General features: G+C 34.9%; 17 protein-coding genes and 2 pseudogenes. 2 read left to right on the forward strand and 17 right to left on the reverse strand.

The annotated features are described in order from the left end of the window. Positions 1 to 110: 110 nt before the first annotated feature. From C6H08_RS09865 to ribH, 7 genes and pseudogenes are all read right to left on the reverse strand, one after another. Positions 111 to 2,753 (reverse strand): PD-(D/E)XK nuclease family protein, encoded by a 2,643-nt coding sequence (locus tag C6H08_RS09865; RefSeq protein ID WP_034579050.1) that lies wholly within the window; start codon positions 2,751 to 2,753, stop codon positions 111 to 113. An 83-nt stretch (positions 2,754 to 2,836) separates the two neighbouring features. Next, positions 2,837 to 3,844 (reverse strand): annotated as a pseudogene (radA, locus tag C6H08_RS12480) (DNA repair protein RadA); the annotation flags it as partial. Between the two features lie 657 nt (positions 3,845 to 4,501). After that, positions 4,502 to 4,597 (reverse strand): annotated as a pseudogene (locus C6H08_RS12605) (hypothetical protein); the annotation flags it as partial. A gap of 141 nt (positions 4,598 to 4,738) precedes the next feature. Then, entirely contained in the window at positions 4,739 to 4,924 is a 186-nt protein-coding gene (locus C6H08_RS09875; protein ID WP_034563733.1) for a hypothetical protein, read from the reverse strand. 34 nt (positions 4,925 to 4,958) lie between these two features. Further along, positions 4,959 to 5,645 carry an orotidine-5'-phosphate decarboxylase gene (gene pyrF / locus C6H08_RS09880; RefSeq protein ID WP_034563731.1) on the reverse strand — a complete coding sequence of 229 codons (687 nt, stop codon included), beginning with the start codon at positions 5,643 to 5,645 and terminating at the stop codon, positions 4,959 to 4,961. A gap of 1 nt (position 5,646) precedes the next feature. Continuing rightward, on the reverse strand, positions 5,647 to 6,819 hold the full coding sequence (gene nusB, locus C6H08_RS09885) for a transcription antitermination factor NusB (RefSeq protein WP_034579052.1): 1,173 nt from the start codon (positions 6,817 to 6,819) through the stop codon (positions 5,647 to 5,649). Continuing rightward, the gene (gene ribH / locus C6H08_RS09890) at positions 6,819 to 7,286 is read right to left on the reverse strand and encodes a 6,7-dimethyl-8-ribityllumazine synthase (RefSeq protein ID WP_004083981.1); all 468 of its coding nucleotides are present in this window, start codon (positions 7,284 to 7,286) and stop codon (positions 6,819 to 6,821) included. Before ribH ends, nusB begins: the two co-directional genes overlap by 1 nt. 120 nt (positions 7,287 to 7,406) lie before the next feature. Between ribH and mutY the strand changes: the two genes are divergently transcribed. Then, a complete protein-coding gene (mutY, locus tag C6H08_RS09895) occupies positions 7,407 to 8,516 on the forward strand; it encodes an A/G-specific adenine glycosylase (RefSeq protein ID WP_052099956.1) in 1,110 nt (369 codons plus the stop codon). A gap of 325 nt (positions 8,517 to 8,841) precedes the next feature. Here the strand turns inward: mutY and C6H08_RS09900 are convergent, their stop codons facing one another. The 10 genes from C6H08_RS09900 to C6H08_RS09945 all read right to left on the reverse strand — a co-directional run bounded on the left by C6H08_RS09900 (position 8,842) and on the right by C6H08_RS09945 (position 18,644). Beyond that, positions 8,842 to 9,411, reverse strand: a complete 570-nt coding sequence (locus C6H08_RS09900; protein WP_034563726.1) for an adenylate kinase — start codon at positions 9,409 to 9,411, stop codon at positions 8,842 to 8,844. A 14-nt stretch (positions 9,412 to 9,425) separates the two neighbouring features. Beyond that, the gene (aspS, locus tag C6H08_RS09905; RefSeq protein WP_034563724.1) at positions 9,426 to 11,192 is read right to left on the reverse strand and encodes an aspartate--tRNA ligase; all 1,767 of its coding nucleotides are present in this window, start codon (positions 11,190 to 11,192) and stop codon (positions 9,426 to 9,428) included. 708 nt (positions 11,193 to 11,900) lie between these two features. Continuing rightward, the gene (locus C6H08_RS09910; RefSeq protein ID WP_034579054.1) at positions 11,901 to 12,659 is read right to left on the reverse strand and encodes an urease accessory protein UreD; all 759 of its coding nucleotides are present in this window, start codon (positions 12,657 to 12,659) and stop codon (positions 11,901 to 11,903) included. Then, positions 12,656 to 13,261, reverse strand: coding sequence for an urease accessory protein UreG (ureG, locus tag C6H08_RS09915; protein WP_034563720.1), 606 nt, complete (start codon positions 13,259 to 13,261; stop codon positions 12,656 to 12,658). Before ureG ends, C6H08_RS09910 begins: the two co-directional genes overlap by 4 nt. Before the next feature lie 18 nt (positions 13,262 to 13,279). Then, positions 13,280 to 13,942, reverse strand: coding sequence for an urease accessory protein UreF (locus C6H08_RS09920; protein WP_034579056.1), 663 nt, complete (start codon positions 13,940 to 13,942; stop codon positions 13,280 to 13,282). A 92-nt stretch (positions 13,943 to 14,034) separates the two neighbouring features. After that, the gene (locus C6H08_RS09925) at positions 14,035 to 14,547 is read right to left on the reverse strand and encodes an urease accessory protein UreE (RefSeq protein ID WP_034579059.1); all 513 of its coding nucleotides are present in this window, start codon (positions 14,545 to 14,547) and stop codon (positions 14,035 to 14,037) included. Next, entirely contained in the window at positions 14,548 to 15,060 is a 513-nt protein-coding gene (locus tag C6H08_RS09930; protein ID WP_034579061.1) for an AmiS/UreI family transporter, read from the reverse strand. It lies immediately after the preceding gene. A 14-nt stretch (positions 15,061 to 15,074) separates the two neighbouring features. Beyond that, positions 15,075 to 16,784 (reverse strand): urease subunit beta, encoded by a 1,710-nt coding sequence (gene ureB, locus C6H08_RS09935; RefSeq protein ID WP_034579063.1) that lies wholly within the window; start codon positions 16,782 to 16,784, stop codon positions 15,075 to 15,077. Between the two features lie 436 nt (positions 16,785 to 17,220). Then, positions 17,221 to 17,898, reverse strand: coding sequence for an urease subunit alpha (ureA, locus tag C6H08_RS09940; protein ID WP_034563710.1), 678 nt, complete (start codon positions 17,896 to 17,898; stop codon positions 17,221 to 17,223). 161 nt (positions 17,899 to 18,059) lie between these two features. After that, positions 18,060 to 18,644, reverse strand: coding sequence for a UbiX family flavin prenyltransferase (locus C6H08_RS09945; RefSeq protein ID WP_034563707.1), 585 nt, complete (start codon positions 18,642 to 18,644; stop codon positions 18,060 to 18,062). A gap of 206 nt (positions 18,645 to 18,850) precedes the next feature. On the opposite strand from C6H08_RS09945, the gene C6H08_RS09950 reads away from it, so the two are divergent. Further along, positions 18,851 to 19,114, forward strand: coding sequence for a ComEA family DNA-binding protein (locus tag C6H08_RS09950; RefSeq protein ID WP_034579065.1), 264 nt, complete (start codon positions 18,851 to 18,853; stop codon positions 19,112 to 19,114). The last annotated feature ends 271 nt before the right edge of the window (positions 19,115 to 19,385 follow it).

The raw sequence follows: 19,385 nt of genomic DNA on the forward strand, positions 1-19,385 counted from the left end.
GTCAATTATTTTTTATTTGCCAGAATTGCTTATTTTTGCATTTTTACACTTATGGAAAACATTGCTGATAAAAATATACTCAATCTAGCAAAATTTAGATTCCAAAACCCCTATGCCCTATTACACAAAAGAGCATATTGACAATCTTTGCATGTAGATAATTTCTCTGTCATTTCATTTGTTTCACCAAAAGTTTCAAGTATATTGTAAATCTTTTGTATATTCTCATTCAATTTCTTTTCATCATTAAATACTAGAATCTTATTTATATCCTTTGCTCCAAGATGATAGTATGCTAATTTTGTATGTAAGCCATTATATGGTTGTAATAGTGGCATTTCACGCACACACATCGCATAAAAGGGCATTTGCAAATCAGAGCTTTTTGGGGTACTAACGCCACTTTTATAATCATACAGCACAATTTCATTATCCACCATATCTATCCTATCTATTACCCCATTGAGTGTATAGTCTGTATCTTGAGTGGCATTTATGCGGAAATTTTCTATACGAAAAGTATATTCAAGTCCTAGAATCTTTATAGAATGCTTTTTTACTCTCTCTCTTTCATATTCAAAAAAGGCTTTCATATATGGGGTAAAGCTATCAAGTTTTGCGAAAGTTTTCATATCTATTTCTACGCTTTCTTCTTGATTATTTTGTGTAAGTAAAGTCTTTAAAGCATAAAATTTAGAAAAAAAGCTAGATTCTATTGCATTTATAGAATCTAATGTTAATGTCTCTTCAATATAAGGCTTATAAGATTTAAAAAGCCACTCATGTATAATGCTGCCAAAATACTGACTTTGCGTTCTCTCTTCTTTCAAACCCTCAACATAGCGGTAGTAGAATTTACGCTCACATTCATTATATACATTCAGTGCGGTAGCACTTAAATTTTCTACTTTCCCAAATGGTTTGTATTCATCTTCATAAAATGTTATATTAGCTTGTTTAGTCATATCATAGTAGCTATAAAGTGTGTCAATAGATTGGGCTGATTCTGTATTGCAGCCGATTTCAAATAGCATATTTGATGGAATTTGTTCTTCATTATTTACAAAGCTAATATGCGTTATTTCTGTGTTTTTCATAATATTGTAGTAGTGGTGCTTATAGAGATTTTCTTTATCTTTTCTTGTCGGCATACCATAATGAGATCTAATCTTAGAGTTTAAAAACATATCATCATGCGTAACATTTGGGACAAAATCATCGCTAAAATCAAGTATTAGCACTTCTTTGAAATGCAGATTTCTTGCTTCTAATGTGCCAATCACCTTTATCTTACCACCTGCTACATGATTGATTTTTAACCCTGCAATTTCACGCATAAATAAAGTAAAAAGATTCTCAAAATGCAATGTATTAACATTAAAAAAGTTTCTATTTGCGATATGATTAAAGGTTGAGAGTATTTGCATCATTTGGGCTAGTAGCACCTCTTCATTTTCAAATAATAGCATTAGAATCTTTTCTAAATGCAATATATTTGGATTCAGCAATATTGTAGAATCTTGTAAGCATTGCTTCTTTAACTCATTCATCTTTTGTGTATCGTAGCTCTCTTTACATTCTAAAAGTGGGGCTATATCAAACACTTTTGTTTGTATATAAGAATCATATAAGGATAATAATAGATTATAAGATTCTAAATAGGCGATATGTATCCCCATCGCAAAGTTAAAGATATGATTAGAATCTAGTGTTAATAGATGATTACAGAAACTCTCGCTAGGTAAAATTATTGCAAAGTCGTTTTCACTTGCCTTGTTTTGTAATATCTCTTCTTGCCATTTATACGCTAGGGCTAGGGCTAGGTTTGCTTGACTTAGTCTTTTTGTAGTTTTGTAGAGTTTAATATTTTGCCTTTTTAATCTTTTTGTATCTTGTGTAAATAAATCTTTAGTCTGCAAATTATAAATATAGCTTTTAAAAGATTCTAATTCTTGCTTTAAAAACTGAAAATGCCCCATATTGTAGCTATCTGTCCTAAAGTAAAGAAAGGTTGGGGTAATGCCACTCACACGCTCTAGAATCTCATATTGCAGTGGCGATATAAAGCCCTCTAGCTCTATGTGTATGCTTGAGAAGCTTTGTATATATTCACTAAAGATATTATAGCTTTGTGTTGTATTGCTGTATATGGAATCTGTGAGTTCATTTGTCTTTAATAGCGAGTTATATTCATCATAAATCTCTGCTAAAAGGCTTAATTGCTCACTATATTCCTCATAGCTATCAATCTTTACAAACTCTTCTAAACTCTCTTTTGTTATTGCAATCTTGTGTTCTCTTAACTCATCATAAAATTGCAACAACACAGAAGAAGTTTGTAAAAATAGCATAAAGCTTGTTTCAAAGTTTAAAAAGTCCTGTGTTTTTTTCTGTGTGTTTTTTGTTTTTTGCTTTACATTTTGCAAGGCTTGAAACATGAAAAAATCACGCACATTATTTGGTATCATAGCGTAATCACTAAAGGTTATTTTTGTGAAAAACTCATCTATACTTAGGGCATAAGGCAGAATTATAGAATCTCTATTATTAAATGTCTGATGAGATTTTGTATCAAATAGCATAAAGCAATTATTGAGTATTTCATTAGATTCTGTATTTAAATGCAGGTTAAAATCTAAACTGCTTTTAGCTTTAAAATGCAGGTAAAATTCCTTTTTAGATCGTGTGCTACTTAATATAAATAAGGGTTGTTTTGTAGTAAAAAGATTCTGTAATTGCGTAACATTATCCATAGCATTCCTTCATTTTTGCGTGTAATTGTAGCATTAAAATATTTTGTTACGCCCGAATAAAATATACCAATACCCAAGAAAAATCACATCCACTCAATAATCTGTGCCACCTCTAATGCTTGAGTGCATTTTACCTGCCCCTTGTAGCCTTTTGGGATATTTGGGACTATGGCATTTTTAAAGCCAAAGTTTGCCAACTCTTTTAATCGCAACTCAAGCCCACCCACCTCTCTAATATCACCAATCAAACTTACTTCGCCAATGAAAGCTGTGCTTGATCTTAATGGACGATTTTTATAGCTTGATAAAATGCTTGCAATAAGGGCTAAATCCGCACTTGTTTCACTAATCTTAATCCCACCAGCAACATTTACAAAAACATCATGTTTATGCAAATGGATACCTAGCTTTTTCTCAAGTAGGGCTAGAATCATATTAAGCCGATTGCTATCAAAGCCATTTGTAAGGCGTTTTGGGACGCCATACTCATTCTCACAAGTTAGGGCTTGAATCTCTACGACTATACATCTGCTTCCCTCCATAATCGCTACTGCTGCACTACCAGACATATCCTTTTTTGCGTTAAAAAACTTCTTTGTTGCTTCATTTGCACTCACTAAACCATGTGCTTTCATCTCAAAGATTCCAATCTCGCTTGTCGTGCCGAAACGATTTTTAAACCCTCGCAAAATCTTTAGCTCATTGCTTCTCTCTCCCTCAAAATATAGCACACAATCAACCATATGTTCTAGCACTCTAGGACCTGCAATCTGCCCATCTTTTGTAATATGCCCGATGATAAACATGGCGATATTAAAGCTTTTTGCAAGTCGCATAAGCTCGAATGTAATCTCTCGCACTTGTGAGACAGAGCCGGGTGCTGCTGTGAGATTAGGCGAATAAATCGTTTGTATAGAATCTATAATGCAAACTTCAAAGCCACCATTTAATAGATTTTCCTTAATCTCTAAGATATTAATCTCGCTTAATAGATAGAGATTATCACTCAAGCAATGACATCTTTTCGCACGATTATGTATTTGACTAAGGCTTTCTTCACCGCTTACATAAAGCACTTTTCTGCCAGTTTTTTGTGTGGTTTTGGAGTTTAGATACTCCGTCTTTATGGGCTGGTGTAAGACCTTTTGTGTCATTTGATTAGATTCTAGATTCTGTGTCAAATCTGGGTGGGTTGCAGGGTTTAGGGTGTAATTTTTAGAATCTAAATTTTGCATATTGTCATATTGAGCCTTTGAAAAAGGCGAAATATCTTTGTTGGATTCTATGCTAGATATTTCGCTACGCTCAACATGACAAGGATTAGAATCTAGATTCCGTTGCTTCTCACTTTGAATTGTATTTGAAAAGCTATTATAAGAATTTGCTTGATTATCTAAATTTGTATTATTTGTATGAAAGGTAGCACTAGATTCTGTATTTAAAGCTAGATTATTTGTGTAAGGATTAGAATCTATATTATAGGACTCGCCATTTGCCAACCCACCTGCCACCTTTAAAAGCAAAGTAGATTTACCAACACCCGGACTCCCACCGATGAGATAAAGCCCACCCCGCACTATCCCACCACCAAGCACAATGTCAAGCTCACTTTGTGTGGAGCTAAATCTATCTAGCACCTCTTCTTGCACTTGTGTGATAGGCAGGGCTTTTGTGCTAGAGTGTGTAGTTTGTGTGTTATTGCTAGAATATGCGTAGCTTAACGCTTCACCCTTTAACTCGATAAGACTTTCCCATGCACTACAATTTGGACATTTACCAAGCCATTTGCTACTTTGCCAACCGCAATGCTGACATTCATAAAGTGTGCTTTTTTTAGCTTTCATTATATGCCTTTATTGATTGATAGATTCACTCACAGGTTCATTGATATTCTAGCACACAATAGACTTTGCTTTGCAGGACGGAATCTCTTATTTGCCTAATCTATACTCAAGCAAACAAAAATTTTGCATTAATGCAAAACATTAGTATTCATTCTTTTTATACACAATATAGCCTAGCCATTGTTCTTCTTCTTGTGCTTGTGTATAAATCTTTGCTACCTTAAATTTTACAATCTCTTCAGGGAAAAAATCCACGCAAAATTCATTCATCTTTTTTTGTAACTCTTCTGTTGTTTTCGCGGTAAATATTTGCACTTGCGTAATCATTGCCATTCCTTATTTTAAAGTAGAATACTTATAGCTACATATCACTTAAAATCCGCTTAATCACGCTGAATTTATCATTTGCATTATAAATAGGTCGCCCAACAACTATAAAATCACTCCCCATTTTTTTTGCTACACTCACACTTGCCACTCTTTTTTGATCGTCATTATTAGAATCTTCTAATCGTATGCCCGGCGTTACACAACATAGCGTATTTGATATGCTTTTTATGAGTGAGACTTCATCAATCGAGCATACAAGCCCATCAATGCCGCTTTCATACACGATATTTGCAAGGGATTTTACACCCTCTTTAATAGAAGTATTATATATCTCTCTAAAGCCAGATTCATCAAAACTTGTTAAAGCACTCACAGCTACAACACGCATATTTGAAGATTCTGTGCGTAAAAATTTAGCAATAGACTTCATCGCTTCTTTACCACAACTTGCATGGATAGTCATCATATCTACGCTGAGTTTATGACACTCATAGACACAATCAAGCATGGTATTAGGTATATCATAAATCTTTAAATCTAAAAAAATTCTAAAACCTAAATCCTGCAACATACGCACAAAATCCCTGCCATCACGCACAAAGCTACGCAATCCAACTTTTAGCCATATTTCTTCGTTACTAAAATGCTTTTTAACTTCTTTTGCTAGAGCAAGATTTTCTTGCATACTTGGCATATCAAGGGCAATACATAACTTCATATTAATCCTTTTTTGTGTTTTTCTTTTTGCTAGTTTTTGTTGTTTTGGAATCTTTTTCTTTATTGTTTTTAGAATCTAAATTAGTTTTAGAAACCTTTGCTTTTTTAGAATCTTTAATTTGCTTAGAATCTGATTTTTTTTGAAAATCTTTAGTTTGAATAGCTTCTTGTTTTGTTTTAGAATCTTTGTGGATTTTAGATTCTAATTTCATTGTAGATTCTAAAATGTTTTTAGAATCTTTAGCTTGTTTAGAATCTTTTTTTTGTGAAGTTTGTTTTGCTGATTTTATAGCCTGTGTAGTTTTAGATTCTAAATTGTTTTTAGAATCGTTTGTTTTATCGTGTTTAGATTCTAACTTAAGCCTAGCATCTTTTAATGGTTTAGTATCTTTATGACCTCTAGATTCTAATTTACTTTTAGAATCTTTTACTCGCTTAGAATCTTTAGATTGACTAACATGACTAGCTTTTTTAGACATTCTCTCGTGCTTAGATTCTATATTTAAATCTTGTGCTTCTTTATCTTTTTTACTCGCACTTATTTGGATTGATTTTACATGAGTCATATCTGTCTTTTTTGCTGGTATTTGCGTGGAATCTTGCTTTATTTCTTTTTGTATAGCTTGTTTAACCCTTTGTCTTTTTGTAGAATGTGTGGAATCTATGTTGTGCTTTATGGGCTTTTTAGATTCTATATGAGTTTGTTTTATGGAATCTTGTGTTAATTTTTCAGCATTTATTTGCTCTTGTTTTTGTATCAATTCATCTAGTGTTTTAGGGTCTGTCTTTGCAACAGAATCAAGTATGCCATTGACTAGTCGAAACGCATCTTGCACATTAAAAGACTTTGTAAGCTCAATGGCTTCATTGATAATCACTGCTTTTTGCGTATTTGTTTGTAGCAGCTCATACACACCAAGCTTTATGATATTTTTCTCAATCACGCCCAAACGACCTAAATCCCAACTTTTTAAGAATACATTAATAATATCTGCGATTTTTCTCTCTTCATTACAGATTCCATGCAGTAGATTAAGGGCAAATTCTTGCTGTTTATTGCGTATTTTTTGTGCGTTGAGAAAGGCTTCTGCTTGTTCTATTGCCTTATCATTGCCCAATTCTTTTGCATATAGAATCTGAATGATAGCTTCTCTTGCTTGTTTTCTTGTTGCCATTAGTCAAGCTGCCTATATATATCGATGAGTTCAATAAGACTTGCCATCGCTTCAAAGCCCTTATTACCGACCTTTAAGCCCGCACGATCTAGGGCTTGCTCTATGCTATCTGTTGTTAAAATGCCAAAGCTAACCGCCCCACCATACTTTAGCGTTACATTTGCAATGCCCTTTGTAGATTCTGCTGCGACATAGTCAAAATGCGGCGTGCCACCACGGATAATCGCCCCAAGCACACACACCCCATCATAATCACCATTTTCAAGCACTTTTTCAAGCACAAAAGGTAACTCAAAGGCTCCGGGCACTCGTATCAAAGTAAAGTTATCTTCACTCCCACCATGTCGCAAATAGCAGTCCTTTGCCCCCTCAATCAATCGCTCCGTTACCATACTATTAAAGCGACTACATAAAACAGCAATTCTCTCATTGCCTTGCAATGCGATTTTACCTTCTAAAATCTTCATAATAAACCTTTCAATACGCAAAATAAAATCATAATTGTAGCAATAAAAAATAAAATAACTAGTAGTTTTACGCACAATCTGCTATTTTAAGAGAATAATATTTTTGCTATACTTCTCTTTATGAATGCAAATATTTTTCCCACACAAATCACGCAAGATTCCATACACAAAGCAAAAGGCATTACTAAACAATACCAGATTCAACTCTTAGAATGGTATGCGATACAGGGCAGAACTTCTCTTCCTTGGCGAACCCTAAAAGGTGAAAATGCCCCTTATGGCGTGTATGTAAGCGAGATAATGTTGCAACAAACGCAAGTAAAAAGAGTGGCAGAATCCTATTTTACCCCATTTTTAAACGCCTTTCCTACACTTGAAGCCCTAGCTAAAGCCCCGCTAGATTCTATACTCAAGCAATGGGAGGGCTTAGGCTATTACACTCGTGCGAGAAATATGCAAAAGAGTGCGATTCTTTGCTGTGAAAAATATAATGCTACTTTGCCTAATACACGCCAAGATTTGCTTAAGCTGCCCGGAATTGGTGCATATACTTCAGGGGCGATTTTATGCTTTGGTTTTCATCAAAGTGTGAGTTTTGTAGATGGGAATATTAGACGGGTTTTGTGTAGAATCTTTGCATTACGCGAACCTAACCAAAAGCTTTTAGACGAGCTTGCATTTTTGCTTTTAGACACAAAACACAGCTTTGATTATAATCAAGCCTTGCTTGATTTAGGTGCGATGATTTGCACGCCAAAATCGCCTAATTGCCTTATCTGCCCTATGCAAAATCTCTGCAATGGCAAGGTAAATCCTACGCTCTATCCCACTCCAAAAACCTCTTCTTTAACCCCACTTACACTTCATCTTTTGTTATATAAAGATTCTCAAGGCAAAATTGCTTTTGTATATGAAAAAGGGGATAAAGGTGGCTTGTATCAAGGCTTATACAATCTCCCACAACTTAAGCTAGAAGCGCTTGCAAATCAGCACAGATTCTACAAAAAGGGATTCTATAAATGCGGCAGTTTCAAGCACCACTACACAAAATACGCTATCACCGCCAATGTGTATAAGCTAGATTCTAAACACTTAAATCTATTAACGCAATCCCTGCCACACACAAAGCTATGTTTCTTTTCACAAAAAGAGTTAGAATCTAAACCACTTTCATCACTCTGCAAAAAGGCATTAGGGTTTGTGGATTTCAACAAGTATAAACAAAATTAATTGATGCCCATAAATTCTATGTATCATCCCAAATAAAGTAAAGCCCCTGACCTAAATATGATTTCACCCCAAACTACCTACTAAGCGTAGCAAAATATCTAACAAAATTTCAACTTGATAATAACTTAAATTTCAGTTTAGATTCTAAAAAGATTCCTTGCTTAACATCTAAAATAAAGTCTCTGTAAAAACAACACAATCCAGATTTCATATTTTTGCTGCACTATACTATTTTGCATGAAGTTTTATAGAGTCTCAATTTTAAACATAAAGCTAGAATCTAAAAAATACGGACCCAAAAAGGGCGTGATAAAATTTCATAAATCTATATCCTAGATTCTATAAACTCACGCATATCAGCAACAATAACTTCAATGCTTCGTTCGCCATCTATCACATGCAAGATTCCATTTTTTGTATAAAAGTCTTGAATTTCTTTCAAAGGCTCTAGATACACACGCATACGATTTTTAAATACCTCAGCATTATCATCAGCACCCCTTGCACGACCAAGCACCCTATCTTTTGCCACTTCTTCGCTTACTTGCACTTCAATCACATTGACAAGCTGCACTTTAGAATCTTGTTTTAGCACCTTATCAAGCTCAAGCATTTGTTCTACACTACGCGGATAACCATCAATCAAAATAATATCTTTTGGCGAATTATTTATCGCACCAACAATAGTTTGCACCACAATGTCAAGCGGGACAAGATTCCCTGCTGATGTGAAACTCTCAATGAGTTTGCCCTGCTCACTGCCACTTGCCACTTCTGCGCGCAATAAATCACCTGTGGAATAATGTGCGATTTTAGAGTTAGATTCTGCGATTTTTTGTGCGTCAGTTGTCTTACCGCTGCCCGGTGCACCGATGATTAAAAACAATTTCTTCATGAATTTCTCCTTAATTAATGTTGAAGTTTAATATGCAATTCGTTTAATTGCGATGTTGTAACACTGCTTGGTGCTTCCATTAGAAGACAGCCTGCCTTTTGTGTTTTTGGAAAGGCAATGACTTCTCTAATGCTTGTCGCACCACTTAAAAGCATTACAAGTCTATCAAAGCCGATTGCAAAACCGCCATGTGGCGGTGTGCCATACTGCAATGCTTCAAGTAAGAATCCAAACTTTTCAGTCGCTTCTTCCTTGCTTATTTGTAGTAAGTCAAAGATTTTGCTTTGTATGTCGCTTTTATGGATTCTTATGCTACCACCGCCTAATTCCACGCCATTTAGGACTATGTCATAGGCGATTGATTGTATAGATTCTATATCATTTTCATCGATATTTTTTGGCATTGTAAATGGGTGATGAAGTGCTTTAATACCTTCATCGGTTTTCTCAAACATAGGGAAATTTACAACCCATACAAAGCTTAATTTGTCAGCACAAATAAGATTAAGCTGATTTGCGACTTCAAGTCTTAATCGTCCCATATAATCCCAAACGACATGCTTCTCTCCTGCCCCAAAGAAGATAATATCGCCCTTTTTCGCACCAACTCTTTGTATCAACGCTTGTATGGAATCTTCTGTGAGAAATTTAGTAAGAGGTCCTTTTAAACTCTCATCAATACTTTCTCTATCAAAGCTTTTGCACTCTTCTTTCACTTGGATATAGGCTAATCCTTTTGCACCAAAATTACGCACAAATTTTTCTAAATCAGCGAGACTTTTACGACTAAATTTAGAATCCCCATCACGCACACATAAGGCTTTTATGCGATTAGCCTTTGTATCAAGGGCTATCTCTTTAAATATATCATTATTTGAGCTAACAAACAAATCAGCCACTTCAACTAAAGGCATATCAAAACGCAAATCAGGCTTGTCACTACCATAGCACTCCATCGCGTCGATATAGTCTAAATGCGGAATCTTATAGGAAATACTCTTGCCACATGCTTTAAAAATCTCAAGGATTAAATCTTCTGCGATTTGCATGACATCTTTTTCTTCACAGAAACTCATCTCAACATCGATTTGGCTAAACTCTGGTTGTCTATCAGCACGCAAATCTTCATCTCTAAAGCATTTTGCTATTTGATAATATCTCTCAAAACCACTCATCATAAGTAATTGTTTAAATAACTGCGGGCTTTGTGGAAGCGCATAAAAAGAGCCATCATGCACACGACTTGGCACAAGATAGTCCCTCGCACCCTCTGGTGTTGCCTTTGTGAGTATGGGTGTTTCAACCTCTAAAAAGCCGTGAGATTCTAAAAAATTACGCGTAACACTTGCGATTTTTGCACGCAATTTAAAAATATCAAGGCTTTTTTGACTACGCAAATCAAGATAGCGATATTTTAGTCGCAACTCCTCATTTACGCTTTCATCACCTATGATAATAGGTGTTGTTTGTGCTTTGTTTTCAATAGTGAGAGTGTCTAGCACGACTTCTATTGCACCTGTTTTTAACTTTGGATTGACTAAGCCCTCGCCTCTAGCCCTCACCTTACCTTTTGCCAATAATACATATTCATCGCGCACACTTGAAGCTATTGCATGAGCCTTGCTACTTGGATCTGCCACAAGCTGTATAATACCGCTTTTATCACGCAAATCAATAAAGACAACACCACCATGATCACGATAACTATTACACCAACCACATAGCGTAACCTCTTTACCAATATCATCTGTGCTTAACGCTGTGTTATAATGTGTTCGCATTAAATTCCTTAAGAAAAAATGATTTGAAAGAAAATGATTTTAAGATTATAGCATTTTTTTTGTTGAGAATGGCATTTTAAAAATTCTCTCTTGTTTTTGGTGTGTTGTAGATTTTAGATTCTGGGTTTTCATAAAGATTTAAGTTAATATAGTTGCTTACACATTCTAACTTTCAATGATTGCCATGCTAAATGTAAAAAGATCTCTAAATTTAGAATCTAATAATTTTTTCATGCTTCTCTAAACGATAAGGTTTTGCATTTTGTTAAACATGCTATTAGGAAATCATTGCACTTAGTTCTTATAATTTTGGTTATTACAATAGCATTATGATTTTAAGGATATCTTATCGCAAGATACATTGAAAAAATTTGATTACGCATTAAAGTTTATATAATTTTTAATACCATTCAATGGCGAGTGAAGTCTAAGGGCGAAAGACATCAAGCATTTTTTGGGTTATAAAGGGCAGAGTTCAGCCTATCAAACCCAAACTAAAAACGAAAGTGTTGGTTGCAAATGGTGAATTATGATGGTGTTTTTATCACGCATGTTGTATTAATTTTGCCCTACTTGATTAATAATACTTTCCAAAGTTAAAATACAAAAACCACACAAAAAAATTATGTTTTAAATTGTTACTTGAATATAATTGAAAGGGTTAAAATATTGGCAATATGTGTGCAATTTGGGAATAGGTTTAGGCATTCATTCATAAAGTTTCTTTTGCAGATCTAGTAACTCTTCACTCTCATTTGCAAGGGCTTTTATGACAATCATATCATTATGTAAGCTTAGGGCAGTGTAAGTTTTAGAATCTTTTATAATGCTTTGTAGTTTCTCTATATTTGCATTCTTATCATAGATTACAAAATGAAGATAATGTGTGAATTTATGAAATGCACAAATGCTTCTAAGATTTATAGAATCTGGCTTTAAGTTCATATTATCATAAAATATTAATGCGTTATTTTGATAGATAAAAAGCCTTTGATGAAAGTGCTTGAAGGCAAATATTTCATCTCTTGCTATGCGTCCCGCACAAAAGATTTCTCCATAATATAGTTTAGAATCTTCTTGCAAATGTATTGTCGTCGTGTTTTTAAAGCTTGAGTTTGCAAAGGGAGTGCAAGGAAGTGGCGTATATATCAGCAAGGCATCATTTGCAAGGTTTAGTGTCGTATTACGCATAGCAAGCCTATCTTGCGTGTTGTGGATTTTCTCATAGCTTTGTGAGGTGATTTTCACTCTTGCTTGTGTGTCAATGTCAAAATTTATAGTCTGCATGTCTCCTGCCATAAGCCCTGCGGATACATTTAACAGCATGATATTTGCCATATCATTTTCATAGAATGGGGCGATAATCTTTAAGGGCGGTGTGAAAAACATAGATTCTATAATTGTTTTTCCACTTGCCCCCTTTTTTACATGGCAGCAAAGTTTGCTTGTCTGTGCGTAGCTACTCACGCTAAATCCTCTAAAAGTGCGTATTTTTTAATCCACTTTATCACCCCATCTAATCCAACTTTAGCTTTAATATTTGTAAAGATAAAGGGCTTATCCCCTCGCATTTTTTTAGAATCTCTGTCCATTATAGAGAGACTTGCCCCAACATATTCTGCTAAATCAATCTTATTTATAATGAGTAAATCAGACCGCGTAATGCCCGGACCACCCTTTCTTGGTATCTTATCCCCACCAGATACATCAATCACAAAGATAGTAAAATCAGCAAGTTCTGGGCTAAAAGTCGCAGAGAGATTATCCCCACCACTCTCAATAAATAGAATCTCTAAATCCTTAAATCTAGATTCCATCTCATCTACCGCACAAAGATTCATAGACGCATCTTCTCGTATAGCAGTATGCGGACAACCACCTGTTTCTACGCCGATTATCCTTTCTTCTGGCAGGACAGAGTTTTTACACATAAAGTTTGCGTCTTCTTTTGTGTAAATATCATTTGTTATAACTGCAAGTGAATAATCCTTACTCATAAGCCTTGTAAGACTTTCGATTAACGCGGTTTTACCACTGCCTACCGGACCACAGATTCCAATCTTTACCATATTTATCCTTTTTATAAATTACGACATGTAAAGTCTTGAGTGTAAACTCTCATGTAGCATGCCCTGCATATCATTATGCACGAAAGCATTGCAAAACTCATCTTCACTTAATTCTAGAATCTTTTCATAAATAGTGTTAAAATCTGCGTGAAGTCTTGCAAGTATCGCCTGTCCATCATATTGAGATAAGGGGATAAGCTTCACACAATTTGTAAGGGCATTTGAGATTTGTGCGTAAGCGTAATGCTGTATTGACTTCTTGCAACTAATAGCCATTGCTTTACAAAATACCGCATAAGCACTTTGATGTGTAGGATATATGGAATCTTTTATATATGCTTTAAAAAATGGGGGTAAATCTAGCTTCATAGATTCTAAAGTTTTAATGAAAATTAAGCCGATTTTTTGCATACCTTCCCTTGTTTCCCTTGCTGGAATTGAAGCATTCATTAAAGATTCTATATTAAGAATAGATTCTAAAGTTTTGCTTTCATAGATCAGTCTTATAGCGAGTAAATCTGTATAAAGCATTTGTGTGTGAAGCAGAGTATGTAAATAATTATAGGCTTCATCTTTATTTGTGATTAAGCCCTTTTGCACATAGGTTTCTAGTCCAAAAGACTGCGTATAACTACCGATAGGAAATGCTGAGTCATTAATCTGTAAAAGTAAAAAATCCATGTTTTAATATCCTTCTGCCTTTTAGATTCTGTATAGAATCTTTTATAAAATCTTATGCTTAATTTTGCTTAAAAGATTCTAAACAATAGCCCTTATTTATTATTCACTATCACTTTAAAATCATTTGCAATTTTAAGAATTGGCTCTGGGGCTATGAGACTTGCTTGTAGTCTATCTTTAGAATCTAATATACCCTCTTCTTCCTTGTAGAATATGTTATATCTATCAAGCACTCTTTGCAAGGGTAACTCAAAAGGTGTGCGAAAATGAAACGCATTCTCTCCAAGGAATAAAGGCAAATGATAGTTACCTATCTCATAGCAAAGCCTAGCTATGTCTAGCTCTGTTTTTGCGTATATATTTAGGATATGCGTTGGCAGAATGGATATTGCGATTATGCTTTTTTCATCTCTAAATACAATATCGCCATGATTTAGCCCGATACTTAGGGGCTTCTCAAACTTTAAGGCAATATCTTTTCCTTGCATGGAAGTATAACGCGCTATTCTTTTCCTTGTATTAAACCACTCAATGGGGATAGAATCTGTTTGTATATCAGTATCTTTAATGTCTCTAAGATTCCCCAAAATTTCTGTAATAAGCAACTACATACTCCAAACACCCATGAAAAATAACCAAGCAGGTATCCATGCTGTAACAATGCCCTCAAAAATAGCAAGATAAGGCACAAACTTTAACTCAATCTTTAAAACACACTCAATAAAGCCAGTAAGCCATAATACTCCCCATGCAAGCCAAATGGCAGTAAATGAGATATGCACGACATCATTTTTATAACTCAAATATGCTGCTGGAATGGAGTTTATCGCAACAAAAAGACTATACCAGCCAAATGGTCTTACATCAAGGTTAAAAAGATTATTAGCAGCGACAAATAAATAAGTAAAGCCAAATAATAAGCCTGTCGCTGCCGCATAAAAATCGCTTTTATCATTATTAAAATCACCATGTATAATGGCTATAACATTAATCACAACAGAGAGTAAGCCTACAAAGATATTCATAATAGAAGCACTCTTGCCATCAATTTTACTGATACGACAGATTCCATTATTAATAAGCACAATGGCTACATAAAGCAATACAATCTCTAGCATTTACACACCTTTTACTAAAAGAGAGTGTAAAGCTGCCCTAAGGACACTTTACTAACGGGTTTTGAAGTGATTTTTACTCCATTTATCTTTACTTCATAGGTTTCAGAATCCACCTCTATTTTTTCTACTACATCATTATATTTCATATCTTTTTTTGTGATATTTCTACAATTTTTTACAGGCAGAATATTTCTTTCTATCCCATATTTTTCTTTAATATTAGAATCAAATGCTACTTTTGATACAAAGGTAAATCCACAATCATACTTTGCACTTCCCACACTACCAAACATATCAGCATAGACTATAGGTTGTGGTGTTGGGATTGAAGCGTTGCTATCACCTATTTTTGCTGCGACAATCATGCCATTTTTAAGAATCATTTCAGGTTTCACACCAAACATACTTGGTTTCCAAATCACTAAATCAGCGATTTTACCTATCTCGATAGAGCCAACATAATCTGCTATGCCATGAGCTATTGCTGGATTTATAGTGTATTTTGCGATATAGCGTTTGATTCTAAAGTTATCATTATTGCCTTTTTCTTCTTTTAATGCACCAAATTCTCTTTTACACTTATCGGCTGTCTGCCAAGTCCTAATGATGACTTCGCCAACTCTACCCATAGCTTGTGAGTCAGAGCTTGTGATAGAAAAGATTCCCATGTCATGCAGAGTATCTTCCGCGGCGATTGTCTCAGGGCGGATTCTAGAATCTGCGAAAGCCACATCTTCTTTAATATTTTTATCTAAATGATGACAGACCATAAGCATATCCAAATGCTCATCAGCAGTATTTGTCGTAAAGGGAATCGTAGGATTTGTTGAAGCGGGTAATACATGGAGTTCCCCGGCTGCTTTGATAATATCAGGGGCATGTCCGCCACCTGCACCTTCTGTATGAAAAGTGTGGATTGTCCTTCCATTAATTGCTTGCAAAGTGTCTTCCATACAACCAGCTTCATTGAGCGTATCAGTATGGATAGCGATTTGGACATCATATTTATCTGCAATACTTAGTGCATGATTGATTGCTGCTGGTGTTGAACCCCAATCTTCATGCACCTTTAAGCCCAAAGCCCCAGATTCTATCTGCTTACTCAAAGCATTTTCATTCGAGCTATTACCCTTACCAAAAAAGCCAAAATTCATAGCATAATGCTGTGTCGCCCTAATCATCTCACGCATGTGCCAACTCCCCGGTGTGCAAGTCGTCGCACTAGTCCCAGCAGCAGGACCTGTGCCACCACCAATCATAGTGGTAACGCCGCTATATAAAGCCGTTGGAATCTGTGTAGGTGAAATATAGTGGATATGCGTATCAATGCCACCAGCAGTAACGATTAGTCCCTCTCCAGCGATAACTTCTGTATTTGTGCCAACAATAAGTTTATCACATACGCCATCTTGTGTGTCTTTATTCCCCGCTTTTCCAATGCCAAAAATCTTTCCATTTTTTATGCCTATATCTGCTTTATAGATTCCAGTGTAATCTATAATAACTGCATTTGTGATTACAGAATCTAACTCATTTTCACTATCGCTTACAGATTGCGCCATACCATCTCTTATAGTCTTGCCACCGCCAAACTTAATCTCTTCTCCATATATCGCATAATCTTTTTCAATCTCTGCGAATAATTCTGTATCGCCTAGTCTTATCTTATCGCCTGTTGTTGGTCCATACATTGAGACATATTCTTGTCTATTTATTTTTATCATGTTTTTCCTTTCTTATGGTTTAATTTTAAAGTCTTATTAGAATCTTTAGCTTTATTGTTGTGTTAAAGTCTCTATTAGTATTGAAACTTCCCTTTATGTGAAATGCAGATTCTAACATTTACATTTCACAAAATGAAGTTTTTTACCTTAGTTTGCTATGTTGTAGCTTTTATGCCGAAACCCTCTTTATAAAACAAATATTTCGCACTTCACACTCAACATGACAAATGAGACTTTTTATTTTAACTTGTCGTATTGGTTTGTCATGTTGAAGCACTTTAGTGCCGAAACATCTCTTTCTGTAAAAATAGTTTTCATAATGAATACAAAACAACAAAACTTTTAACACCTGCACATTCAATAACAAAATAAAGTCTTGCCACTTCACTTAATACAACAAAACCCTATTATTGTTTAAAAGAATAATCACCCTAACTCACTCTACAAAACCCTTATTTCTCGCATTGTCTAAGGCTTGTTGCTTATTTGCTTCGCTTATTTGCCCATTGACTAAGTCATTAAATCCATATAATCTTTCATTCCCACCAAAGCTAATGAGATTCACACTCTTAGTCTCTCCGGGCTCAAATCTCACGGAAGTCCCAGACGCAATATCAAGTCTTTTGCCATAAGCCATCTCTCTATCAAATGCCAAAAGCTTATTTGTCTCAAAAAAGTGAAAATGTGAGCCTACTTGTATCGGTCTATCGCCCTTATTTGTAACCTTAATGCTTATAGAATCTTTATTTGCATTCAACACAATCTCTTCATCTTTTAGGATAAATTCACCCGGTTTTAGTTTGCCATTATCCTCAATAGGATTATGGATTGTAACAAGCTTTGTGCCATCAGGGAAACTCACCTCAACTTGCACATCATGTATCATATTTGCTACACCTTCCATCACATCATCTGCTTTTAAAAGCGTCCTGCCTAACTGCATGAGTTCAGCGACACTTTTTTTGCCCTCTCTAGCGTGTTCCATAATCTCCATAGAAATATAGGCAATAGATTCTACATAATTTAGCTTTATGCCTTTATCTTTGCGACTCTTTGCCAAAGTCCCAGCATAATGCAACATCATCTTATCTAACTCTCTTGGGGTTAATCTCATGAATATTCCTTTATGAAATGTAAAAATAAGTATTTACACTATAAGTATAAACAAAATAGTAACATACTTTATAGTTTGTTATTTTTCATGCGTTTCTTTGGCACAAGAGTGCTTGTTCAAACAAGCCAACACCTCTGTATGCTATATGCTTCAACATTCGTTTAGATTGTATTTTGTTTATTTGTCCCCCAACGCACAAATAAATCATGTGGTATATCAAGCATATCAAAATATTTACCGACTAAAAAATCATGCAAGGATTCTAAATCACAAATACCGCCATAATACCCAGCAATAGGTGGTGCGATATATACACCAAGATTAGCAAGCTTTGCCATATTTTCAAGTAAAATAGCACTTAAGGGCATTTCTCTTACGCCAAGTATTAGCTTCCTCTTTTCTTTCAAACACACAGCACCTACACGTGTAAGAAGATTGCTTTGCAAGCCATTTGCGATGCTTGATAGCGTGTTGCTACTCGTTGGCAAAATAATGCAGGATTCAAAATAAAAGCTACCACTTGCTAAAGGGCTTGTCATGGAATCATGAATAATGAGATTATCCGTGCGTATCGCATTGATAAGATTTCTAAGATTTTGTTTCTTTTCTGCTTGACAAAGCATGGCTGCATTTTGCGTTGGCACAACATAGAGTGTGCGATCTTTTGGGAATCTTTTTATAAAATGTAATGCTAACTCAATACAGCTTCCACCACTTATACCAAGCACAATAGGCGTATAACTCACTCAAAAATTCCTTATATTGTTAAATAATCGATGATTTTATAGTAACTTTGTCGCGATATATGAAACTTCATGTGTTAAACCTGCATGAAATAATTCACATTTTTACACATAATGCATAAAAATGCAATAAGCATTGAGGTGAAAAAGGTATTATAGGATTTTTTATGTTATGCTTCAAGCCTAATCTTTAATTTGGGAGTTTTAACATGAAGAGATTTTTGTTATTATTTGCTATGTTGTTTAGCTTTCTTTTTGCGGCGGTAAATATTAACACTGCAAGTCAAAAAGAACTTATGACATTAAATGGTATCGGTGAAGCAAAGGCAAAAGCGATTATTGAATATCGCACAAAAAATAGATTCAAAAAGATTGAAGATATTATGCAGGTAAAAGGCATAGGGCAAGCGATCTTTGATAAGATTAAAAAAGATATTGTTGTAACGAGCCAACCACAAACAACAAAAAAATAATTTTTGTATCTGCTTTTATGTGATAAATATCACAATGGTGTGATTTATTTCTTTTGCTGTAGTGTATGATTAATCCATGTTTCATGGCGTTTTGCTGTGCTAGATTTTGTGAAGCAAAAAGCAGATCTTTGTGTCAAAATGCAGACGAGATTGTGTTTTTTTGTAACTTAATTGATAGCGTAGAGTTAGTGACTTGGGTTAAGGAATATTTGTCGTTTCGATATAACCTATAGTCTGCAAGAAACTTTGTTGCTTAGAGGGGGGGGGGGGG

The sequence above is a fragment of the Helicobacter bilis genome (assembly GCF_900198365.1).
Taxonomy (GTDB): domain Bacteria; phylum Campylobacterota; class Campylobacteria; order Campylobacterales; family Helicobacteraceae; genus Helicobacter_A; species Helicobacter_A bilis_B.